16 protein-coding genes are annotated in these 24,112 nt (G+C 37.2%); 7 read left to right on the top strand and 9 right to left on the bottom strand.

Features of this window, described 5'->3' with window-relative positions; all coding sequences use genetic code 11:
* The first annotated feature begins 16 nt into the window (after positions 1-16).
* The 5 genes from B5X51_RS13990 (at position 17) to rlmB (ending at position 8,496) form a co-directional block, all read left to right on the top strand.
* A complete protein-coding gene (locus B5X51_RS13990) occupies positions 17-1,660 on the top strand; it encodes a RagB/SusD family nutrient uptake outer membrane protein (protein WP_079721817.1) in 1,644 nt (547 codons plus the stop codon).
* Between the two features lie 321 nt (positions 1,661-1,981).
* Positions 1,982-5,002 (top strand): SusC/RagA family TonB-linked outer membrane protein, encoded by a 3,021-nt coding sequence (locus B5X51_RS13985; RefSeq protein WP_079721816.1) that lies wholly within the window; start codon positions 1,982-1,984, stop codon positions 5,000-5,002.
* Positions 5,003-5,013: 11 nt separating this feature from the next.
* The gene (locus B5X51_RS13980; RefSeq protein WP_079721815.1) at positions 5,014-6,441 is read left to right on the top strand and encodes a SusD/RagB family nutrient-binding outer membrane lipoprotein; all 1,428 of its coding nucleotides are present in this window, start codon (positions 5,014-5,016) and stop codon (positions 6,439-6,441) included.
* A gap of 37 nt (positions 6,442-6,478) precedes the next feature.
* Positions 6,479-7,624, top strand: coding sequence for a hypothetical protein (locus tag B5X51_RS13975; protein WP_079721814.1), 1,146 nt, complete (start codon positions 6,479-6,481; stop codon positions 7,622-7,624).
* Positions 7,625-7,722: 98 nt separating this feature from the next.
* Entirely contained in the window at positions 7,723-8,496 is a 774-nt protein-coding gene (gene rlmB, locus B5X51_RS13970) for a 23S rRNA (guanosine(2251)-2'-O)-methyltransferase RlmB (RefSeq protein ID WP_079721813.1), read from the top strand.
* Between the two features lie 228 nt (positions 8,497-8,724).
* On the opposite strand, the gene B5X51_RS13960 is transcribed toward rlmB, so the two are convergent.
* Positions 8,725-9,519 (bottom strand): rhomboid family intramembrane serine protease, encoded by a 795-nt coding sequence (locus B5X51_RS13960; protein WP_079721811.1) that lies wholly within the window; start codon positions 9,517-9,519, stop codon positions 8,725-8,727.
* A gap of 325 nt (positions 9,520-9,844) precedes the next feature.
* On the opposite strand from B5X51_RS13960, the gene B5X51_RS13955 reads away from it, so the two are divergent.
* Positions 9,845-11,119, top strand: coding sequence for a replication-associated recombination protein A (locus B5X51_RS13955; protein ID WP_079721810.1), 1,275 nt, complete (start codon positions 9,845-9,847; stop codon positions 11,117-11,119).
* Here the strand turns inward: B5X51_RS13955 and B5X51_RS13950 are convergent.
* From B5X51_RS13950 to B5X51_RS13915, 8 genes are all read right to left on the bottom strand, one after another.
* Entirely contained in the window at positions 11,113-11,982 is an 870-nt protein-coding gene (locus B5X51_RS13950; RefSeq protein ID WP_079721809.1) for a hypothetical protein, read from the bottom strand. The two genes, B5X51_RS13955 and B5X51_RS13950, sit on opposite strands and share 7 nt — an antisense overlap.
* A 10-nt stretch (positions 11,983-11,992) precedes the next feature.
* Positions 11,993-13,330, bottom strand: a complete 1,338-nt coding sequence (locus B5X51_RS13945; protein WP_245828759.1) for a DUF5723 family protein — start codon at positions 13,328-13,330, stop codon at positions 11,993-11,995.
* A gap of 68 nt (positions 13,331-13,398) precedes the next feature.
* Entirely contained in the window at positions 13,399-13,953 is a 555-nt protein-coding gene (locus tag B5X51_RS13940) for a hypothetical protein (protein ID WP_079721807.1), read from the bottom strand.
* A 47-nt stretch (positions 13,954-14,000) separates the two neighbouring features.
* A complete protein-coding gene (locus B5X51_RS13935; RefSeq protein WP_079721806.1) occupies positions 14,001-14,690 on the bottom strand; it encodes a YjjG family noncanonical pyrimidine nucleotidase in 690 nt (229 codons plus the stop codon).
* Positions 14,677-15,966, bottom strand: a complete 1,290-nt coding sequence (locus B5X51_RS13930; RefSeq protein WP_079721805.1) for a polysaccharide deacetylase family protein — start codon at positions 15,964-15,966, stop codon at positions 14,677-14,679. Before B5X51_RS13930 ends, B5X51_RS13935 begins: the two co-directional genes overlap by 14 nt.
* A gap of 9 nt (positions 15,967-15,975) precedes the next feature.
* Positions 15,976-16,677: a RadC family protein gene (gene radC / locus B5X51_RS13925; protein WP_079721804.1), complete on the bottom strand. Its 702-nt coding sequence runs from the start codon at positions 16,675-16,677 to the stop codon at positions 15,976-15,978.
* Positions 16,678-16,742: 65 nt separating this feature from the next.
* Complete coding sequence (locus B5X51_RS13920; RefSeq protein ID WP_079721803.1) at positions 16,743-18,095, bottom strand: UDP-N-acetylmuramate--L-alanine ligase; 1,353 nt, start codon at positions 18,093-18,095, stop codon at positions 16,743-16,745.
* Positions 18,096-18,186: 91 nt separating this feature from the next.
* Complete coding sequence (locus B5X51_RS13915) at positions 18,187-19,065, bottom strand: tetratricopeptide repeat protein (protein ID WP_079721802.1); 879 nt, start codon at positions 19,063-19,065, stop codon at positions 18,187-18,189.
* Between the two features lie 204 nt (positions 19,066-19,269).
* Here B5X51_RS13915 and B5X51_RS13910 point away from each other — a divergent pair, with 204 nt between their 5' ends.
* Positions 19,270-24,090, top strand: coding sequence for a T9SS type B sorting domain-containing protein (locus B5X51_RS13910; protein WP_079721801.1), 4,821 nt, complete (start codon positions 19,270-19,272; stop codon positions 24,088-24,090).
* Positions 24,091-24,112: the final 22 nt, after the last annotated feature.

The raw sequence follows: 24,112 nt of genomic DNA, 5'->3' as shown, positions 1-24,112 counted from the left end.
ATAAAAAACTATAATTATGTTAAAAAAAATAAAACTATTATTGATTGGAGTATTTTTTATTTCAATCGTTTCATGTGATGACGACTTCTTAGATACCGCACCTACCGACGCTATTTCAGCAACTGATGCGCTAGCTACAGCAGAAAACATGTCGCTTATTTTAAACGGCTTACACCGAGGACTCTATTCGCAACTACAAACGATCCTGCCAGGTGGTAGCTCAATACGAGCAGGAAATCACTACTGGGTGCCACTTGGTGACAATATAGCCGGAGGGGTAATACATACCGCCCGAGCTAACAATTTAAGTTGGCAAAATGAGACGCAGTGGATATCACATACTCAAGAAACCTCAACAACTGTTGAGCTATTATGGTATCATCGCTACAACATTATAGCGAGTTCAAATTCCATAATAAATAAAGCTACAGACGGAAGCCTAACCGAAGATGACAGACTTCGTGAAATTATTGCCCAGGCATATACCTATAGAGCTTACGCATACCTTTCATTGATTCAACACTATGCTAAAGGTTATTTAATTGGGAATCCTTCTACAGACCCTGGAGTTCCACTATTGTTTTCATCGGACGCACCATTTACTAGTGCGCCCAGATCTACTGTGCAGGAAATTTATGATCAAATAGAGTTAGATCTAAACGATGCTATAGATTACTTTGAAAATGCTACTCCAAGGCCTAGCGGTAATGCGGCAGACAAGTCTCAACTAAACATAAACGTAGCTTATGGGCTGTTAGCACGTATGGCATTATCTACGGGAGATTGGGAAACAGCTGCAGATGCGGCAGTAAAAGCTCGAGAAGGCTTCCCTTTAATGAATGAAGATGATTGGAAATCTGGATTTAATACGGTTCTACTTCCAGAAGTAATTTGGGGTAGCAATGTAATTACAACAGAAACTACTTTTTTCCGATCTTATTTTTATTTGATTGGCAATACCTTTAACGGAAGTCAAGTTAGAAATAATCCAAAAATTATAGATAAAAGACTATACAACCAGATTCCCGAAACTGATTACAGAAGAGATCTCTTTTTGGCTAATGCTCCAAATTCAAATAACTCGGCAGCAAACGGCGAAGGTGGTTTTGGCAATGATCCAAATTATACCAATGAAGAAGAATTCGACAATAAAATCGAAGAAATTCAAAACACTTATGGATCAACCAGCGCCCACAACACGCATCCTTATATGCACTTTAAATTAAGACAACAAAACTCCGGAACTATTGATCCAGATGATATTATCTATATGCGTACCGCCGAAATGTACTTGATCGAGGCAGAAGCAAAAGCCATGATGGACGATATTGAAGGAGCTCAAGCAGCGCTTGATGCTTTAGGAATCACGCGAGACAGCGCCTATGATGCGAGTATATATAATTCTAAAGAATCCTTAATGGACCATATTAAATTTCAAAGAGGTGTAGAATTATTTGGCGAAGGCTTTTTGTATACAGATAAGATTCGTTGGGACGAAGGAATTGATCATGCTGCAAATGGTGGCTCCGGAGCTTCAGCAGTACTGTATCAAGACGGGTTTAAACAGGACAAACCCTCAATTAATGATGATTGGATATTCAAAATTCCGCAAGCAGAAATTGATGCAAATCCAAATTTAACTCCATCTGATCAAAATTAATTTTTAATCTTTTTAATTTCTTAAAAGTCTCCGGCTTCAAAACCCGGAGACTTTTTTATTTCTAATGATTTTCTAATTTTTTAATAAGATAATTTTTTTAGCTAAAATTTTATTCTATCCTTCACAACATATAAAAAATAAATATCTCAATTAAATATCATTTTAACATTTTAAATCGCAAAGCTGAAGCCCTGAAATCAAACTTCCTATGCATTAATATTAACAATTCCTTAAAATAAATGCAGATATTTAAAAATAAAAGTTTGTTTTATTAACCATTTATTAGCACATTTGGCGTGGCTAATTCAAACAAATTTTAAAATGAGAACAAAGTTTAGTAGTATTCTAACACTTTTACTAGTGTTAGTTGTGCAAATTACTTTTGCACAAGAACGAACGATTACCGGTACGGTAGTCGATGAAGACGGGTTGCCCCTTCCGGGTGTAACCGTTTTAGTTAAGGGAACCAACACAGGTACCCAAACAGATTTTGACGGAAATTATTCCATTGCCGCCAATCAAGGTGATGTTTTAGTTTATTCTTTCGTTGGAATGCAAACATCAGAGTATACTGTAGCTAACAATGACACCATAGATGTGACATTAGCCACAGATTCTGCTCAATTAGACGAAGTAGTAGTAACTGCCCTGGGTATTGATGGTCAAGATGCCGGTAGAGGTGGTTACGATTATGGTAACGCTGCTTCAGACATTAACCCAAATGACATTGCTTCTATTAACATCCTTAAAGGTGCGGCAGCAACTGCATTATATGGTGCAAGAGCGGCAAACGGAGCGGTAATTATTGAAACCAAAAAAGGTAGAAAAGGAAAAGGAATTGGAGTTTCTGTTAGTTCTACACTTATGACTACTAATGTAAACAACAATACACTTCCAGATTATCAAGACCAATATGGTGCTGGATACGGAGCTTACTACCAATCTGAAGACGGGTACTTTAATCTTTCTGATATTGACGGAGATGGCAATCTTGACAAAACAACGCCATTTACAGAAGATGCCTCTTTTGGGGGAAGATTTGACGGGCAACCAATATACCAATGGAATTCTATTTACCCACAATTAGAAGGAACAGACTATGATTTCTATCAACAATCTACTCCTTGGGAAGCCGCTAAACATACTCCAAACGATATTTGGGAAACTGGTTATACAGCGATCAACTCTGTTGCATTAGATGGCGGAACGGATAAAAGCTCTTTTAGACTTAGTGCTACCAATTTTAATCAGCAAGGTAACTTACCTAACAGCCAGATTAAAAGGAACACCTTAAAGTTTAGTGGTCAACATGAATTCACTGACAAATTTTCTGCTCAAGCCAACATTACCTATACTAAAACAGACGGTAAAGGTAGATATGGTACTGGATACAGTTCATTAAACATTATGCAGCAGTTTAGACAATGGTGGCAAACAAACGTAGATCTTTACGACCAAAGAGCTGCTTATTTCGCTACAGGAGAAAACATTACCTGGAACCCGAATGGACCAGACGATCTTTCTCCAATATATTCTGATAACCCATACTGGACACTTTACGAAAACTACCAAACAGATACTCGTAACAGATATTTTGGTAACATCAACCTTAATTACGAGATAAATGATGTTTTTAGTGTTTTAGGTAGATTCTCTTTTGATACTTTTGATGAGTTACAGGAAGAAAGAATAAATGTTGGAAGTGCTGATATCGCATCTTACTCAAGATTTAACAACAGAGCAGCTGAGTACAACTACGACCTTATCCTTAACTTTAATAAGGATGTTACAGAAGACCTGAACCTGGATGGTAACTTAGGGTTTAATTTACGTAGAAACGAAAGCAACTATATTCTAGCTGAAACCAATGGAGGGTTAAATGCTCCAGGATTTTATGCTTTAAGTAATTCTGCTTCTCCTATGAATCCGCCAGATGAATACGAAAGTGACAGAATGTTAGATGGTATTTATGCAAGAGCAGGTTTGGGATATTTAGACACCTACTTCTTAGAAGGTACTATTAGAAGAGACCGTTCTTCTACCCTTCCAAAAGAAAACAACTCTTTTTACTATCCATCAATTTCTACCAGTGTAATTCTTTCTAATGTAATTGAGGCCAACTGGTTGAGTTTTGCAAAGTTAAGAGCTAATTACGCAGAGGTTGGTAATGATACTGATCCTTATAGAGTTTTTAATACTTACGAAATCTCAGCTCCTTTTGGATCTGCCGGATGGGCGAGTAACAACTCTCAATTGGCTAACCCGGCTCTTGACCCTGAGCGTATGAAATCTTACGAAGTAGGTATTGAAGCGAACTTCTTTGACAGAAGAGTAGGTTTTGATGTATCTTACTACAACTCTCAGACTGAGAACCAAATTACACCGGTACCGGTATCTACCGCAACTGGTTTCGCAACTAAGCTGCTTAATGCTGGTACAATTGAAAACAAAGGTATTGAAGCTTCTGTAACTCTTAATCCTATTAGAACAGAAGACTTTAACTGGACTATGAACATTAACTGGGCTAAAAACGAAAGTGAAGTTTTAGAGCTTGAGGATGGTATAGACAACTTACAGTTAGCGAGTTTCCAGGGTGGAGTTTCAATAAACGCAGCTCCTGGACAACCTTATGGTGCTATTAGAGGTACGGCTTACGTATATGATGACAATGGCAACAAAGTTATAAACAGTGGTGGTTATTACGAAAGAACACCAAATGCCAACTATATTATTGGTAATATCCAACCAGATTGGACGGGTGGGGTTTCTAACTCTATCTCCTACAAAAACCTTACGTTAAACTTCCTTGTAGATGTTCAAAAAGGTGGAGATGTTTTCTCATTAGACACCTGGTATGGACGTGCAACTGGAGTATATGAAAGCAGTGTAGGAACCAACGATCTTGGTAATCCTATGAGAAACACGATCGCAAATGGTGGGGGTGTAATTCTTGACGGTGTTCAGGGAGATGTCGAGTATGACTCTAATGGTGATTACACAGTGACCAACACTTCTGAAAACACTACCAGAGCAAGAACCGATTACTTCGGTAACCCTTATGGATACGGTAGAGATGCTAACGAAGGTCACGTTTATGACGCTTCTTTCGTAAAGCTAAGAGAGGCTAGTTTAACCTATAACTTTGGATCTCAAATTATAGATTCAACTCCATTCACAAATGCTTCTTTATCTTTAATAGGTAGAAACCTATGGATAATTCATAAGAATATTCCATATGCTGATCCAGAAGCTGGACTTAGCTCTGGAAATGCACAAGGTTACCAATCTGGTGCTTACCCAGCAGTAAGAGAAATTGGTGCTAGCCTTAAATTTAACTTTTAATAAAAATAATTATGAAGAAATATATTGTAGCTCTAACGGCACTCGTAACACTATGGTCTTGCCAGAGTGACGAGCAATATGAGGATCTTAACAGAGATCCCAAAAATCCTACGGAGGTTGCTTCTGACTTTTTGTTTACCGCTGCAACGGTAAGTTTATCAGATAATATGGCATCTCCTAACGTAAATGATGGACTGTACAGGTTTCTGGCACAGTATTTCACTACAACTACATATTTAGATGAACCAAACTATAACTTTACATCGAGGCAAAACCCCGATAATGTTTGGTCTGAAATCTATAGAGATGTAATTTTAGATATTCAGGATGCAAAAAGTATTGTAGCAGAAAATGCTGAACTTGAGCAAGCTGAAAAAGATGCCCGTATGGGACAATTAGAAGTTATTGAAGTTTACGCCTGGCATGTACTAGTAGATAGTTTTGGAGACATTCCTTACTCTCAAGCAGGACAAGCTGACGAATTCCCATTACCGGCTTACGACGATGATATGGCAATTTACGAAGATTTGATCTCTAGAATAAGTAGCGTAAGTACTATGTTATCTGCAGGACAGGGATACACTTCTGCTGATGTAGTTTATGGTGGAGATATGAATAAATGGATGATGTTCGCTAATTCTCTTAAATTGAGATTAGGGATGAGGATTTCTGATGCTAATCCAGGCCTTTCTCAATCAACCGTAGAATCTGCTGTTGCAGATGGAGTATTTACATCTAATGCAGATAATGCAACCGTAGAATACCAGGGTAACGATCCTTACGGTAACCCATTATGGGAAGATCTTGTACTTAGTGGTCGATCTGACTTTTTAGCTTCTAACACCATCGTAGATTATATGAATGATCTTGATGATCCAAGAAGAATGGTTTATTTTGACGAAAACGTAAATGGATATATAGGTGGTATATATGGCGCCAGTAATAACTATGGAGATTACACTCATATTGGTGATCCATTCCTTCAACCAACCCGTGAAGGTATCTTATTAGATTATGCTGAAGTTCGCTTCAACCAATCTAGAGCTACTTCTAGTGATCTTAATTACGGAATAGCAGGTGATGCTGAAACTCATTATAATGCTGCGATTACTGCTTCTATGCAGTATTGGGGATTAACTGATGAAACTGCAATCTCAACATATCTTTCTCAGGCAGATGTAGCTTATGATGGTTCTGTAGAGCAATTCGCTACGCAGTATTGGATTGCTATGTTCGATAATCCTTTCCAGGGATGGTCTTTATGGAGAAAATATGATGCACCACAACTTAACATTCCTGTTGAATTTGAAACACCAGTACCGTTAAGATATACTTATCCAGTAGATGAGACTAACCTTAATGAAACCAATTACGAGGCCGCTGCCGAAGCAATTGGAGGTGATACTGCTCAAACCCCAATTTTCTGGGATGTAGACTAGGTGTTATAAACAATAAATAAAATTATAAAATATTAATATGAAAAAATATTTAAAACCTATAGGCCTTAGTTTAATTATTGCTTTTGGCTTTGCTTCTTGCGATACAGATGACGGGGAAATCGATAATGATCTAATAGATTTGGGAGGATATGCGACTTTAAGTGATAACTCTATTACACGTTTGGATAGAAATGCAGATCTTAACATAAAGTTATTTACTGCCGAAGGCGTAAGCGTAGAAAGTGTAGAAATTCTTCAAGACGGATCAGTTATTGGGGAAGCGACAGTTTCAGGAGAAACAGCAACCTTCAATTCATCTATTCTAGGAGATTTTACTTTTACCGATGAAGATGGGGCTAATCAGGAAACTGGTGACTACCCTATTACAATACGAAGCATGTATTCCAACGGTAATATGACAAACGACCCTTTTTCTATTGGGGTAGGCAAAGCCATATCTCTAGGAGACAATCCTTCTACAACAACTATGGACTCACTTTCTTCAGTAGAATTGTCATATGAGGTTTCTACATTTTCAGCAGGCGTTGATGAGGTTACATTAGAACTTAAAAAGAATAGTGACGGTACCTATGCAGATAGTGATGCGGATCTTTCAACAGAAGAAGGAACTGTAGAATTAAGCGAAACCAATTATACCGATTTAAATCTTGGTGTTAATGATACGCTTTATTACAGATTTACAGCTATGAGTGGCAGCCTTACAGATGTAGTTTCTTCGGAAGTTGCTATCACTCCAAAAGCATTCCAGAATTCTAATGCTGTAACGCTTTCAAAAGACCTTGGAATGAATCAACTAAACCTTCAAACGGGTGCTATTTCTGCCGATGGTGTAGAAGGTGCTGATATTCGATTTTTGGCACCAACTGGCTTTGAAGTAATTAATGATTCAGGAGCTAGTTTTGTGAAAGCTGATAACAGTTTCAACCTGGAGGACGCTGATGTACTTTCAGCTAGGGCAGCTTTTGAAAATGGTAACGAAATTACCTCAGCAACAAATCTTGTAGATGGTGATTTATTTATATATAAGGACACCAGAGACATCGAAGATGAAGATGGCAACGTAGAAACTCAAGACTTCTACGGAGTATTTGAAATTGGAAATGTTACTTCAGTAAATGGTAATGTTGCAAGTTTTGACATTGAATATTCTGATGGATTCTAAATAGGTATTCTTATCTTATTATAAAACCACCCCTAACCGGGTGGTTTTTTTATTTCCGGTAATTCCATAATTTTAAAAACAAAACCTACCTTTGCGCTATGGAAGAAACTACACGCATTTTTGGAATTAGAGCTGTTATAGAAGCTATTCAGGGAGGAAAAAGTATTGATAAAGTTTATATTCAAAAAGGCCTCTCAGGACCTTTATTTCAGGAATTAAATCACCTTATTCAAAAAGGCAGTTATAATATTTCATTCGTTCCTGAAGAAAAACTTTATAAGCTTTCCAAAGGAAACCACCAGGGTGTGGTAGCCACCATCTCCCCAATTAAATTTGGAAACCTTGAAGAAACAATTGAAAAAATTCTTGAAGAAAAAACCACTCCCCTCTTTCTTTTGCTGGACCAAATCACCGATGTGCGTAATTTTGGGGCAATTATTAGAACCGCAGAATGCACAGGAGTTGATGCCATAATTATTCCTGAAAAAGGTGGAGCTCCTTTAAATGCCGATACCGTTAAAACTTCTGCTGGCGGAGTTTTTAATCTTCCTATTGTAAAAGTGAATCATATAAAAGATGCAGTTTTCTACTTACAATCTTCAGGAGTACAACTGGTAGCTGCAACGGAGAAAACAGAAGACACTGTTTACGATGTAGATTTCAATAAGCCTTCAGCAATAGTTATGGGAAATGAAGCTAAAGGAGTTTCAAATTCAATTTTAAAAAGCGTTGATAAAAAAGCGAAGCTTCCAATGTTTGGTAAAATCGAATCATTGAATGTATCAGTAGCTTGTGGGGTGTTCTTATATGAAGCCATAAGGCAGCGAAGCAAAAGCCCATCCCCCCACCCTTCCCAAGGGGAAGGGAGCTAAAATTGGAATGCTGATAAGACTGATCTCGTATGATTAGCTATAATTTTCTTTCGGAATTTTAGCGAAAAACCTGTATAATTTGTAGTATCTCCGTGTGCTCTGGATTTTTTGGGTTTTATTAAAACCAATTTTTTTTGTGAATTCGTGGCAAAACTCGCAGCGAATCCCAAACTAATAATTTCCGAAAATACTATGCTCATAAAAATAGCTCTTTGGTGTGCATAAAAGCTATTCCTTATCTTTAGATTTCTTATAATAATACCGATAAGTAACTTCTGAATTATCATCTTCTTTCTCACTAAACTGAGTGTCATACCCCCCCTTAGGAGCCTGTCCCGAATTTACTTCGGGAGGTTGGGGGGCTTCTTCAATGAAATTCCCATGTTCATCAAAATGCTGCATAAATAAATCCTCATCCTCGCTATATTCAGGTTTTTCCCATTCGTATTTAGGACTTTTAATAGTACTCTTCCGATAAAAAAACGCCAACACAAAACCCGAAATTAATCCGGAAAGATGCCCTTCCCAGGAAATTTCAGGATCTATAGGAGTAACATACCATAGCATCCCTCCATAAAGAAAAACTACAATTAGAGAAAGTGCCACCAACCTATAATATTTGGAAAAAATACCTTTAAAAAATAAGAAAGCTGCAAGCATATATATTATTCCACTTGCTCCAATATGGTTGGCAGGTCTCCCAATACTCCAGGTTAGAATACCGGTAAGGAGTAAACCAATAATTAGCACCGGCCAGCTTATCTTTCTATAGAAATAAAAAAGCGACATGGAAAGTACAAAAAGCGGGATGGTATTATTAAAAAGGTGCTTTATATCTCCGTGAATAAATGGCGAAAATAAAATTCCTCTTAAACCTTTAATCTCTCCAGGACGCACTCCAAAGTTGTTAAAACTAATTCCGAAGCGAATTTCAAACCAGAAAACTATCCAAATAAGCAGCACAAACAAGATGGGATAGCCCAAAACGCCGGTAGTAAAAACAAAAGGATTAGATTCTTTCACAGAAATTAATTTCTTTTAATATTACAAAAAAGAATCCAAATTTGTCGAAAGGGATAAATTGTCATATAGGGTACAGCCCATATCTTTTTAAAGTCTATTATCTAAAATAAGAAGGGCAGTCAAGACGTTTTACTTTAACGAACAAATACAAAGGATAAATCCAAGCATTACGATGCAAGCTATGGAATTATGAAATTGAAAATAATCTTTTAAAATTATATGATAAATTTTAGAGAATTAAACCACTATAACATTAAAAATTGCAGGACTTCAAAGAAAATTTCCCCTTTGGGGATTAAGGGGCTTTTTTTACTAATTTTGTCAGATGAGTAAACCATTAGCAGAACGATTACGCCCACAAACTTTAGACGATTACTTAAGTCAGCAGCACCTTATTGGTCCAAAGGGAGCTTTGCGACAACAGCTTAAGCAAGGCATTATTCCGTCTATTATATTCTGGGGACCACCGGGCGTTGGAAAAACAACTTTAGCCAATATTATCGCCACTACTTCAAACAGGCCTTTCTTTACCCTTAGCGCCATTAGCAGCGGAGTAAAAGATGTTCGTGAAGTGATAGAAAAGGCCAAAAAAAGCGATGGCTTATTTACCACAAAAAATCCTATTCTATTTATAGATGAAATTCATCGTTTTAGCAAATCTCAACAGGATTCTCTGTTAGGCGCAGTAGAAAAAGGTTGGGTTACTTTAATTGGTGCAACTACCGAGAATCCGAGTTTTGAGGTAATTTCAGCACTACTTTCCCGGTGTCAGGTTTATATTTTAAAACCTTTTAGCAAAGAAGATCTGGTAGCACTTTTGGAAAGGGCGATGCGGGAAGATAAAGTTATTGCCGCTAAAAATATAAAATTAAAAGAAACTGAAGCTTTACTTAGGTTAAGTGGCGGTGATGCCCGGAAGCTTTTAAATATTTTTGAACTTTTGGTGACTTCTTCAGAAGGAAATCTTGAAATCACTAATGAGCTCGTATTTAACCGCGTTCAACAGAATACAGTGCTTTATGATAAAACCGGCGAGCAGCATTACGATATCATTTCAGCATTTATTAAATCTATTCGCGGAAGCGATCCTAACGCGGCAGTTTACTGGTTAGCCAGGATGATTGAAGGCGGAGAAGATGTAAAATTTATTGCCAGAAGATTGCTTATTTTGGCTAGTGAAGATATAGGAAATGCGAATCCTACGGCTCTGGTGATCGCTAATAACACATTTCAGGCGGTAACTACCATCGGTTTTCCCGAAGCCAGAATAGTGTTAAGCCAATGCGTTACCTACCTGGCAACTTCACCAAAAAGCAACGCTGCCTATATGGCGATTAACCAGGCGCAAAGTGCGGTAAAGAAAACCGGAAATTTATCGGTTCCGCTATCCATTAGGAATGCTCCAACCAAACTAATGAAAGATATTGGATACGGAAAAGATTATAAATATGCCCACAATCACGAAAACAATTTTGTGGAAGCTGAATTTTTACCCGACGAAATAAAAAACACAAAGTTTTATGACCCGGGAAATAATCAACGGGAAAATGCGCAAAGAGAATTTCTTAAGAAACGCTGGAAAACCAAGTACAATTATTGATTTGCCGAAGTTTTATAAACAAGTTTCACCGACTTATTTTCGGCGTTCAAATACTCCACTACCAAATTACCTCCCTTATCAAAATAGGCTACGCCTTGCCGGGTAAGGGATTTGTATATAAAACTATTTTCTCCTCCAGATTTTGCCAAAACTGCAAAAGGTTCTTCTGAATTTTCCTGATAAAATGAATAACCGGAATCAGATTTCCTTAGAGTATAAGAAGTACCATCTTTTTCGAAATTCAATTCTTTGATTGAGGCATTTTCTATCATAGGATTTTTAACCACTACTTCAGCAGGCGCTGTGGTGGGAGTTTTAATTTCTTCAGAAATTTTATCGGGCTGAGGGTTTGGTTCGGTTTTCGCAACTTCAGCTTCTTCAACTACCTTTGGTTGCTCTTCATTTGCAGAGGAAGTAGAAACTGAAACTCCAGCAGGGTTAAATTCGTAATTCAATTCTTTAATATCAGTAAAAGCATCGCGTAATGCTTCCTGGTGTGCGTCTTTAAAATCTTTTATCCTGCTTCTTCCCTCCTTGGTTTCAAAAACAATACTTCCCCGACAATCCTCTAACTGAACAACCAGCTTGGTTACAAACAAGCCAGAATGATCCTTTACATTAGCGGTAAGACCTAAACAGTAATTTTCCTGAAGATCTAAGGGTTTTTCTTCACCCTTCATCAATGTCTCAAAACCATATTTATCAAATAAAAATTTGGTAAGTGCATTTACCTGATATTCATTTTCTTCTTTTGAAAATTCAAACTTTTCAGGTACAATAATGTATTTATATTGATCCAGATTTTGTGCAAAAGCGGACATAGTTCCTATAAAGAAAGCGAGTACAAAAATTATATTTTTCATTTTCGTGTTGTTATTTATTGAAAATCAACTGCATTCCCAATTGAATGGAAGCGCTATGGGCTTTTGCCAAATTAGGAAAACCCAGCAAATTATTGGCAGCTAGATATACATTAAATTTATTAAAAGTTCTGGTATACATCAAGCCAATATTGGTTAAAGAATAATCGTCTAAAGAATAGGCTATTTTGAAACGCTGATTTTCATTGATTTTCCTATCCCAATAAGCTGTAAGCGCATAGACAAATCCTTTTGGTCTTTTTACCCCGCTTAGCTGCATTCCCAATAAATTCATATACCTCACTTTTTTTACGCTTAAATAGTGACAGGGTAAAAATGCCGGACCAAAACCATATTCCATCGCAAAATTAGCTTTTATTGGGCGCCAGGTAGTGTAAGATTGGTTGGTAGTCTCGTCTCTTAAGTTTCTATCTATTTCGTCTTCAAAAATATCCCAATAAGGTATGGCTTCATCGTTCTCATCTAAATCTGGAAACAGCGGTTCTAAACCACTGGTTTCATAAGCTCCAAAATATCGGTAATTTTCAACCTCCTTACGTTGAAAAACAGCTCCAAGATCCTGGACAGAACCCGAAAGTATAAATTGTTCGTCAAGGATATAGGAAAGTCCCAGGTCTAACCCGAACCCAACATTCCCACCAAAAAAAGACCTACTTAGTAGTTCGGCAGTGGCCTGTTCTACGGTCATTCCTTCTTCATCTTTTAAAGGCGCAAAACCCGAGGTATTGATTAATACATCTAAATCTACCACTTCATGCCTGTAAACATTCCTTCCTCCCGGAGTTGTATAAGTAGTAAACCTTCCTGTGTTCCCGGTACTTTCAGCATTAAAGATCCCGGAATATAATTTTGCCCTGGCTCCCACTGTAAGTCGTTTATCAAATTTATGGTTTATTCCCAGGTGATAAACCGTTAATATCTCACCTGTAAAAGAAACATCATCAAAATAAAAAGGTTCATTCAGGTAATTACTATTGCCTTCATTAGTTAATACAGCAGGGTCTTTTGGAAAGTAAGCAAATACATCCACTTCCTGATATATCCCGGTAGAGAGGTAATTTTTTCTATCTAATTTCCATCCTAAAGAAAGAATTTCCCATTGCTGATTGACAGCAAAATAATCTCTGGAATTCATATTTCTCATGGTTTCCTGGATTCGGGTATTTATATTGGTACCGTCATCGGCAAAAATATCGTAAAGATCTGCCCCGGTGGAACCTGCCGATAAATGAATTTGAGAGAAAAGTGGAATTCCAATATGGCCGGTAAAGTTTATTTGGGCACCGGGATTACTCATTAAAGTTTGTGGAAGATCGTCTACATTAAACAATAGCGGTTTGTTTTGGGAAACAACCGCGCTTGAAAAAAGTAAAAAAAAGCAAATAAGTCTCCACATCATTAAAATTCAAACGAAAAGAAGCCTTTTGAAGCAAAATCCAATTCTCCTTCAAAAGCCGTTGTACCCGGCTGCACTTCTAATTCTACCACCATTTTTATACTTCTACGTACTAAATCTACACGACCTTCTTCTATTAATTCATTTTCCTCTGTTGTTATGGGATTACCTGTAGCTCCCGGTTGGATGGTATAGTTTACTGTAAATTGCTCTACATTAGATTCTGATAGAAACCTGATTTTACTTACAATCTCGCGGGGAAAAGTATTAATATGTCTAAAATAAAAATCTACACTAGAGAGATCATTTTGTATATAATCATCGTCTAAAAATTCCAAACGCACGGTATCGCTAATTCGAGTTTTTAAATTTCCTGTAGTAGGATCATTAAATTGAGATTGATCTATATCGTAAATAAGTAGATCTATCTGCAAGTCCGGAGTAAGGGAGATATTTTCCCGCTGGCTCAAATCAATATCTTTGGCACAACTTAAGAATAAGCAACTTACAACAATAAGCGCTCTAAACTTGATAAGAAAGAATGAATGGAATTTCATTAGCCTTCAGAATGTGTTGTACTAACGAAATTAACAAAACTTTATTATTACAAATAAGCCTTTAGCTCTTTTAACGTTTTTATGTGTATTACGTCGATATTCTCTTTATTCCTATAGTAGTCAAAAAAAATGGGTTTTATCCCACAGTTTTTAGCCCCGGTACAGTCGGCTTCAAAATTATCGCCTATCATAATACTATTTTGAGGAGTCGCTGAAGATTTCTTAAGGGCAAATTCAAATATTTGTTTATTGGGTTTTTTTACACCGGCTTCTTCAGATGTAGTAACCGTAGTAAAGTATTCGTGAATTCCTGAATTGATAAGTTTTTTGTGCTGTACTTCTTCAAAACCGTTAGTGATAATGTGCAATTCATAGTTACTTTTAAGATAATCCAAGACCTCTTTACCTCCATCCAATAGGTAATTATGATCTGGCAAATATTGTATATAATCTATAGCAATGTTATCTATTAGCATCCTATCTGCTTCAAATTTTAAAACATCAAAGCTATCCTTTAACCTTCCATAGCGCAAATCTTCCTTAGAGACGTCATCGTTTCTATACCGCTCCCAATATTTAAAATTTATTGGCATATATACTTCTAGGAAATTATTAATTTCCAAAGGAATATTTCGAGACTTAAAAACTCGTTCAAAGGCCAGGGCCGAATTTTTATCGAAATCCCAAAGCGTATGGTCCAGGTCAAAAAATATATGATTAATATTATTTAATTTCATAAATCTGTTTTAATAGTGCGTAGTAATCCTCATAATTGGAATATTCAGAAAAGTCCTGATTTTTAAAAACCGCTTTAAAACTTCCTTCTACCTTTTTAACCTGCTCCAGCATTTTCGCAACTTCAGCAGTTAATTTTCCAAAATCAGTATGTTCAACAATATTTGAATTAAAAACATAAGGATGTATTTTTAAAGGAAGCGTAGACTCGGTATTGATATCATAAAACAAAAAAGGACTACAGGTACCAGCCCTAAAACCTGAAGTTTCAGGATATCCCATAGAGTAATCTTGTGGAATTTCTAATTCAGTCAAAAAAGTGTAAAACTCAGGAATATTCAAATTATTTTTCACGTTAATAACCCTTTCCAACGGCGTATGTACTGTGTTTTCCAAACGAAGTTTTTCCTTCCGCAGGGTCTTAAAATCCTCGTAAGCAAAATATCCCGGGATTAGACCAACCTTAGCATAATCACCTACATATTTAATAATAGAACGATATGGATTTCTATTGTAGTTAATATTGCGATCGTAAATAGAAAAGTCGCTTAACTGAAACATAAACAGCAAAGACACTTTATAATCTTTTATAAAAGCAATGAGATCTTCAAAAACATTGAGTGGATCTTTTTTAACCCTCAATAGTACCTGAATCCTGTCTATAACCTTATTGAACTGGAATTTTATTATATCCAGGTGCATCCCAGCTAAACTCCTTAAAAACCCTTTGTTCTGAAAGTTAAAAACATGTTCTACTGCTATAATTGCCTGGGTATGAAACTGTCTTCTTTCAAGAGAAATTTCTGGAAACCTTTCCTGAAGGACTTCCTTAAATTTATAAGCCCAGATATCTACGAGGGGAGATTGCAAAAACCCCTCCTGATATCCCACACTTTCTGTAGCAGGAAATCTCCCCAAATGATCTTTAACATGAGGCAAATATTCTTCATACCTACTCAGTAAAAAAAAGGAAGCTGCAAAAATATCAAATGGTAAAGCACTATGTTCTGAAACAGGAAAGAAGCATGAATCGTCACCCCAGGGCTGTACTTTTATTTCCACTTCACTTAAACCCTGCTCCATTAAAAGAGCTACCTTTTGCAAAAAAAGTTCGTTACCAAGAGCTTGCTTACCATAAGTAAGCTTCATTCCTTCGTGTGCGATAAACTCTTCTATCTTGGTAGTAAATTTTATAGAAATCCCCAGAATATTTGTGCAAATATGTTTAAAAGTATAAACTATTCGCGGGGTTATTTTCTGGGTATAAATTAATAGCATCTAAACAATTTAAAGTACGCCTTCGTCTGCAAAGCTAAAGTATGATTTTTCGGTTACAATAAGATGGTCTAGCACCTTAATATCTAAACTTTGCGCGGCGGTTTTAAGCTTTTGCGTAAGTTGCTTATCGGCCTCGCTGGGCTTTAAAGTTCCTGAAGGGTGATTATGCGCCAAAATTATTGAAGTAGCTCCAACCTCAAGCGCTTTTCTTAAAGTAATACGCACATCTACAAGGGTGCCCGTTATTCCGCCTTTACTAAGCTGTAATTGCTCAATGACTTTATTAGAATTATTAAGGTAAATAATCCAAAACTCCTCGTGATAAAGCTCCCCAATTATAGGTTGCATCAACTCAAAAACCGAAGCGCTTGAAGTGATTTTTTTCTTTTCTAAAGCTTCTTCTGTTCTTCGTCTCCGGCCAAGCTCCATAGCAGCCACAATACTCACTGCCTTTGCCGGACCAATCCCTTTAAACTCGCAGAGTTTTTTTACTGAAAGCTTTCCAAGTTCACTTAGTTGATTTCCTGTGGAAGCTAAAATGCGTTTGCTTAATTGTACCGCAGATTCGTCTCTACTTCCAGAACCTATTAGAATAGCAATAAGTTCGGCATCGCTAAGACTAACTTTGCCTTTTTGAAGTAGTTTTTCCCTGGGCCGGTCATCTTCTGCCCAGGATTTAATACCAAAACCATTTTGATTTTTCTGCTCCATAGTTTTATAAAGATAAAAAATGATTCTTTATCCTTGCTAAAACTATTTAAAATGAAGGGTTTAACCTAAAACAAGGCTATTACATTTTCCAGTTTTAGGTTCCCGAAGGTCCCACTACTCATTAAAAGCAACACTGCATCGTTTAGATCTTTAGATTCTAATAAATCCTGTAAAACAGCAGTTTCAGAGACAACCTCAAGATTTGGTTCATTAAAGGCTGTTCTTATCTCTTCCGCCGAAATAGGGTTCATTTGTTTTTGCGCAATTGCTTCCGGAGAATAGAAAACTATCGTTTCATCAGCTTCATTAAGCGCATTTTCATACTGCTGAATAAAAGCCGAACTAAGACTGCTAAAAGTGTGTAATTCCAAGCAGGCTATTAATTTTTTATCGGGGTATTGCTCTTTTACCGCGTTAGTACTAGCCTTTACTTTAGACGGGCTATGTGCAAAATCTTTAAAGACAACCCCAGCATCACTTTCATAAATCTTTTCCAACCTTCGGCTCGCTCCTTCAAACTCCATTATAGCTTCATAGAAATCATCTTCATCAATTCCCATATGTTGGCAAATCCATTTGGCACCGGCAAGATTATTCATATTATGCTTTCCAAAAATTTCTAAAGGCATATCGCCTTCTGAAGTTTCTAAAATAGTATCCCCTTCTTCTACGTGATATTCCGGAGTAAAATATGGATGCTTTCTTATTTGATTTTCGGTATTTTCTACAAGCTGTTTTAAGGTTTTATCTTCTTCGTTATATACTAAAATTCCACCCTTCACTATAGAATTGATAAATACCTCAAACTGCTCCACATAATTCTCCAAAGTTGGAAACACATTAATATGATCCCAGGCAATCCCGCTAAGCAAAGCAATATTAGGTTGATATAAGTGAAATTTAGGCCGAAGATCTATAGCCGAAGCCGGATATTCGTCGCCTTCAATAAGCATAAAATCTGTGTCATCGCTTAAATGAATAGTATTTTCAATTCCCCTTACCGGTGCTCCCAGCATATAATCAATTTCTTTTCCGTGATAATGCATCACGTGAATAATCATAGCAGTAATGGTAGTTTTCCCGTGGGAGCCACCAATCACAACACGAGTCTTCTCTTTAGATATTTCAAAAAGATATTCCGGATAAGAATAGATTTTCAAACCTAATTCTTTGGCTTTCTTTATCTCAGGATTATCATTTTTTGCGTGCATACCTAATACAACAGCATCCAGTTCTTTAGTTATTTTTTCTGGAAACCAACCAAAACTATCAGGCAAAAGGCCTTCTATTTCTAAAGCCGATTTGGAAGGCTCGTATATCGCATCATCGCTTCCGGTGATAGTATTTCCTTTTTGATGAAGAGCAAGGGCAAGGCTATGCATAGCACTGCCTCCAATTGCTATAAAGTGAAGTTTCATGAGATTCAATTTCGTATTCCAATAAATTGGCGGTTCAGACTATTTTTAACTGCCTGCAAATATAGTTAAGAGATAGGAAAATGCCTTGAGCTTACATCTCTAATATTTGTCGTTTCAGCTTTTCTGCTTCCGGAAAATTGAATTGTACAGCAAGGGCTTTATTTACATGATTTAAAGCCTTATCCTGATTATTTTGCAAAACCTGCATTTTAGCTATGTGGTAATGCGCCCAGGCGGGAGATGTTAAATCTTTATAGTTATAATTTTCAGTATATTTCTGTAGAAAATGTATAGCAGCATCAGGCATTATTTTTAAAGTAGCAGCCCGCTCCCCAAGCTCATAATTTAAATAATTACGTTCTATAAGTTTAGGATTATTTTGAGCATAATGAAGCGCAGAGCTCACAGCTTCTTGCATCTCATCCTGTTCATCCTTAGCTTTATTTATATATGCCTGAGCTAAATAAGCATCTACTTTATTGATGGATTTAAGCTCATTTACATATTGTTGAGCTATCTCCTCATCTCCGCCAATAAAAGACGGCAATTGCATATATAGTTCCACCAATGCTCGCCGAACTTCAGAATGGTTCTTATCTAACTCTGCAGTTTTATTTAGATAGGTTTTAATATCACCAACCATAAGTGCTGCTTTAAATTTAGAAGCCTCCATAGCTTTCATTCCAAGCGCCCCTCCAAGTTTAAAATTATAAACCGCCGAATCAGGATCATTTTCCACCAGCTCTTCATAATACTTAATGGCATCATCCCATCTTTTTTCAAAGCTGGCAATATCCCCAAGGTATTCTATGGCTTTTTTGTTATTTGAAAGCTCCTCAAAAACATTTTTCGCCCTTTTTATTTGATGCTGATTGAGGAAATTTTCCCCAACTTCAATTTTGGTCTGAGCTTCGACTGAAGGTAAAAAACACAGGACGAAAAGCAGAAAAGTCACTATATATCGGGTCATATTATTAATTTTTTCATAAATTTAATGTGGTTTAGCAGATAAAAACTCATACAGATTTTATCAAATAAGCAATAAGCCGGCCATGAATGATAAAAATTGTTAAACTGATTACTAATTTAACTTACAATGTTAAAAATTATTTTAATATTTGTGCTGCTAATTTTTTTAAACTAATACTAATAATTGAATTTTAACACCTAGCCTATGCAAAATTTTACTTTTGGGAGGAAGGGAACAAATTGGTTCCTTTTCGCCTTTGTATTGTTAATTGGAACCTTGCCTTCATTTGGGCAGACGAGTTGCGTCTCAGTGGCAGACACAGCTCCTTCCAATCTATGTTACTTAGAAAGCACAATTGCTGATTTAGAAGCCGCCAGTGGAGCGAGTACCACTAATGGTGATATTGTTTTTTTTAATGAAGCGGACTCCACTAATCCTTTGAGTTCGAGTGAATATTTAGTTGATGGAGAAGATTATTTCGCTGCAAGTTCAGACTCCAGCTGTTCAGACAGGGTAGAAATAACAGTAAATTTTGAGGATACAACTCCCGCTCCAACTTCAAATTACGGAAATATCTATTCACCATGTCTTTCATCTGAATCAGAAACGAGACCGGTTTCCGATCTTTTGCGAGGATTTGTTGAAAATTCTGCAGACTTAATCGCTTTTACAACACGTACTGGCACTAATACTGCTGATCCTTCAGATGATCTTGAAGCTGGGGAAACTTATTTTATAGGGCAAAACACCAGTGGAACATGTAATTTCTCTTATAGAACAGCAGTAAGGTACAGCCCAGATCCTGCAATTGCCCCAACAGCAGATTTAACACAAGAATTTTGTGAAGGAGCTACCATAGCCGATTTAGAAGCTAGCGGTACAAGTGAGAATACACAGGCAATTTTTTGGTATTCTGCTGATAACTCAATCACAAGATTAGATTCTTCAGAAGAGCTAGTTAATGGCGCAACTTATTATGCAAGTCAAATTATTAATAACGAAGGAATCCCTGAAGAACCATGTGAAAGTTCAGATAGAGCTGAGGTTACAGTAAGCTTAGAAGCTCCACAAATTGTTGACACAGTGAGTGCCACCGTTTGTATTTCTGCCATCAACAATCCCACCATTGAAGGTTTTAGAAGCTTTTACTTAAGCTTAATGGGAAATCCCGGAGAAGGAACTTTTGAACCAGCATTAGCCGATTTAGTTACGCAATATCAAAATGATCCTTTTGCAGCTCCGTTTGCTACCACCTATACCCTGGACGAAGGATGTGAAGCGATTGAAGCTTCAGTAACCATTATCGATACTGAGCAGGTTAATCCTGGTGAATTTAATAATTTCTCCCTTGCCTGTTCAACAGAAGACTTTTTCGATTTAAATACTCTTGAAAATATAGATGACACGGCAACTACCGGTGGTACATTTTCTGGATTGGGAGTAGAAAATAATATTTTTGATGTTACACAGGGCCCTGGAGAATATACTATTACCTATACAGTAGATGAGAATTCTGGAGAATGCCTGGAAGGGAATGAATCTACTTCTTTTAACCTTACTGTAACTGATGATAATTTACAAGTTAAGCCTATAGTGGTTAATTTATGTGAAAGTGAAGTTCAGGATAATCCAGATGTTTTTGGAGTGACTTCCTATTTAAATAACTTAATTAGCCTAAATACCAACTTGCCTAGTGGAGGAAGTTTCAACCCTACACCATCAGAAATTCTTCAACAATTTCAAAACCAAAATGGACTGGGCAATTACCCTACCCAATATACTGTAAATACAGATTGTGGAGAAACAACTGTGGATATAGATATAACTGTAAGTGAATTAACTTCGGCCAATGCTGGCAGCTTTAACGATATCCAGGTTTCATGTAGTGCTACTGAGGTGATCATTTTTGAAGATCTTTCTAATTTGGACGGAAATGCAAATACAGATGGAGAATTTACATCCAGCGATGTAAGTGTATTGAACGATGAAGGAAATTTTGATCCAACACTGGCTACACCGGGAGAAACATATACCATTACCTATTCGGTAGATGACTCTGCTTTCTGTACTATAGAGGGCACCTCGAGCTCAACCACTTTTGAAATCACAGTTACTACTGAAGCTAATGCAGGTGATGATGTTGAAGCATCTCTATGCATTACAGAGGTTGAAGAAATTGCCAATAATTTTGATCCGCAAAATCCGGAAGCAACATTAACCAACCTTTTTGAAAGATTTGATTGGGAAGGTGACACATCGGGAACTTTTGAGCCAAGCGCAACACAATTAGGTCTTACCTTATTGGCCTACTATCAAGATAATAATAGAGCTCCTTCTTTAACCCTGGCTGGGACTTATACCGTTGGAGATAATGACAGTCCTTGTGGGTCAGACCAAGCAAGCTTTAACATTACAATATTGGATGAAACCGAAGCAAACGCCGGAAGCTTTGAAGATATCAATCTTACTTGTAATGCCGCAGATATTATTGTATTTGATGAGTTAGAAAACCTGGATTCTAATGCCACTACTGGCGGAGAATTTACTTCTAACGATGCTACCGTAATAAACGATGAAGGAAATTTTGACCCTTCTCTAGCTACTCCAGATGAAACTTATACAATCACATATTCAGTAGATGGTTCTAGCCTCTGTACTGTAGCTGGGACTTCAAGTTCTACCAGTTTTGAAATTACCCTTAGTGAGGATGCAGAAATTCTAGACCCAATTTTTGTGGACCTTTGTGAAGATGAAGTTGTAGATAACCCAACAAACGGTGAAATATCAGAGTTTTTATTAGCACAAGTAGCGCAGAAACCTTATAGCATGGACTTAAATGGTACTTTTGAACCAGGAGTAAATGAAATAAGAGAACAACTTTTGAATCAGAATGGCTTAGGCGATCTTAATACCACTTATACGGTTAACTGCCAAAGTGTTGACATAAACATTACTATTAGCGAATTGACTGCAGCTAATGCTGGAGATTTTTCTAACATTGATCTTGCCTGTAGCGCCACAGATGTGATTGTATTTGAAGATTTGGAAAATCTAGATACAAATGCTTCTACGGGTGGGGAATTTACTTCTAATGATGTAACTGTATTGAATGATGAAGGAAATTTTGATCCAACACTGGCTACTCCAGGTGAAACTTATATAATCACATATTCAGTAGATGATTCGGCTGACTGTGTTATCGAAGGATCTTCAGATTCTGTAAGTTTCGAAATAAGCATTCAGGAAGCAGGCCCGGCAAACGCAGGAGATATTGAAGATCAATTTGCTTGTACTACTCAAGGAATGATAAGTTTAACAGATTACCTGGAAGATTCAGGCGCTCAACCTGGTGGTACTTTTACCGGTGAAGGAGTAGAAAATAATATGTTTGCCCCTTCAATAGGCGAGAATTTAGACGGGTATACAATCACTTACACCGTAACTGAAGAAGACGATGACTGTATTATTGGAGAGGACTCAAGTTCATTTACCATAGTTGTTTCAGAGAATCCTAATGCAGGTGCAGACAACAACACTACAATTTGTGTAACAGAAGTACAGGAAAATCCAACTGTTGGAGCTGTTCGCAGTTATTTTGTAAGCCTTCTTGAAAACGGTGTGTCACGAAATGGAACATTTGAACCAAGTATGGAACAAATAAGACAGCAATATTTGAATAACCCAATTGGAACGTTTAGTACTACTTATACTCTTGGTAGCGGATCCTGTTCAGACTCTGTAGAACTTTCGGTAGAAGTTACTGACGCCATTGACGCCGAAGTTGGTGAAATAGTAGACCAAACTCTTTGTTCAAGCGACGACGATTTGAACCTTTATAGCCTAATTACATCTGGAAACCAAGATGGTACTTTTGAAGGTTACGAAAACGGAGTTTTTAGTCCATCTATGATGGGTGCTGGAAGCTACGAAGTAACTTATACAGTAAATGAAGATGTTCCTTGCGTTGAAGGCGAAGCCAGTACTACTTTCACAGTAGAAGTACTTCAGGGTGCAGACGCTGGTGAAAACCTGGCAGTTAGTCTTTGTACTAACGATGAGACACAAGACCTTTATTCTCTACTTTCTGCAGAAGCAGACATGGATGGCGAGTTCACTTTAAATGGTGAAGTTATTACAAACGGCACTATGGATCCTTCTGCCTTTGATGCGGGAACTTACGAAGTAACATATACTGTTGAGGCCCAGGGAGACGATTGTGGCGGAGACGATGTCTCTACAATCACTATCACGCTTGGTGATGCCCCAGCAGCTCCAACTACTGGAACAGCACTGGCCTTCTGTGCCATTGATGCTCCAACTGCCGATTTATTAGTTGCCGATGGAACTAACTTAACCTGGTATTCTGACGCCGCCCTAAGTATGATGGTAAGCGATGAAGACCTATTGGTAAACGGAGATTACTATGTAACTCAATCTGCCGATAATGGATGTGAATCTGAAGCTGCAGTACTTACTGTAAATATTGTAGATTCTCCAGCACCAACTATTAGTTCAGATTATGAACTATGTGCATTTGACAATCCTACACTTTCAGACCTTTCTGCCGAGATCAACGAAACCGGTACAATAACCTGGTATGAGTCAGTAGACAGTATGACTGCCCTAAGCAATAATGCTATGCTAACTGATGGCACTACTTATTACGCTACCTTAATTTCAGATAACGGTTGTGAAAGTTCAGAAAGATTATCTGTTACAGTTAGTTTAGAAGACTGTGAATTACTATTCCCAGAAGCGATTACACCAAACGACGACGGTAAAAACGACATTTTTGTTGTTGAAAAGCTTGAAAGGGAATATCCTAATTTCAACATCACAATCTTTAACAGATGGGGTAATGCCGTTTATAAAGGCAATGCTTCCACTCCAGAATGGGATGGAACTTCTAACCAATCGGGTAACCTTGGAGACGATGTACTACCTGTAGGTGTATATTTCTATGTGGTAGACTTTAACGACGGTAGCACAAAGCCACGTCAGGGTAAAGTATACTTAAACAGATAATATAAAAGGATAAACATTAGAA

The organism is Salegentibacter holothuriorum, assembly GCF_900168045.1.
Classification (GTDB): Bacteria; Bacteroidota; Bacteroidia; order Flavobacteriales; family Flavobacteriaceae; genus Salegentibacter; species Salegentibacter holothuriorum.
The sequence above is the reverse complement of the archived record's forward strand: the minus strand, read 5'-3'. Positions and strand labels throughout refer to the sequence as shown.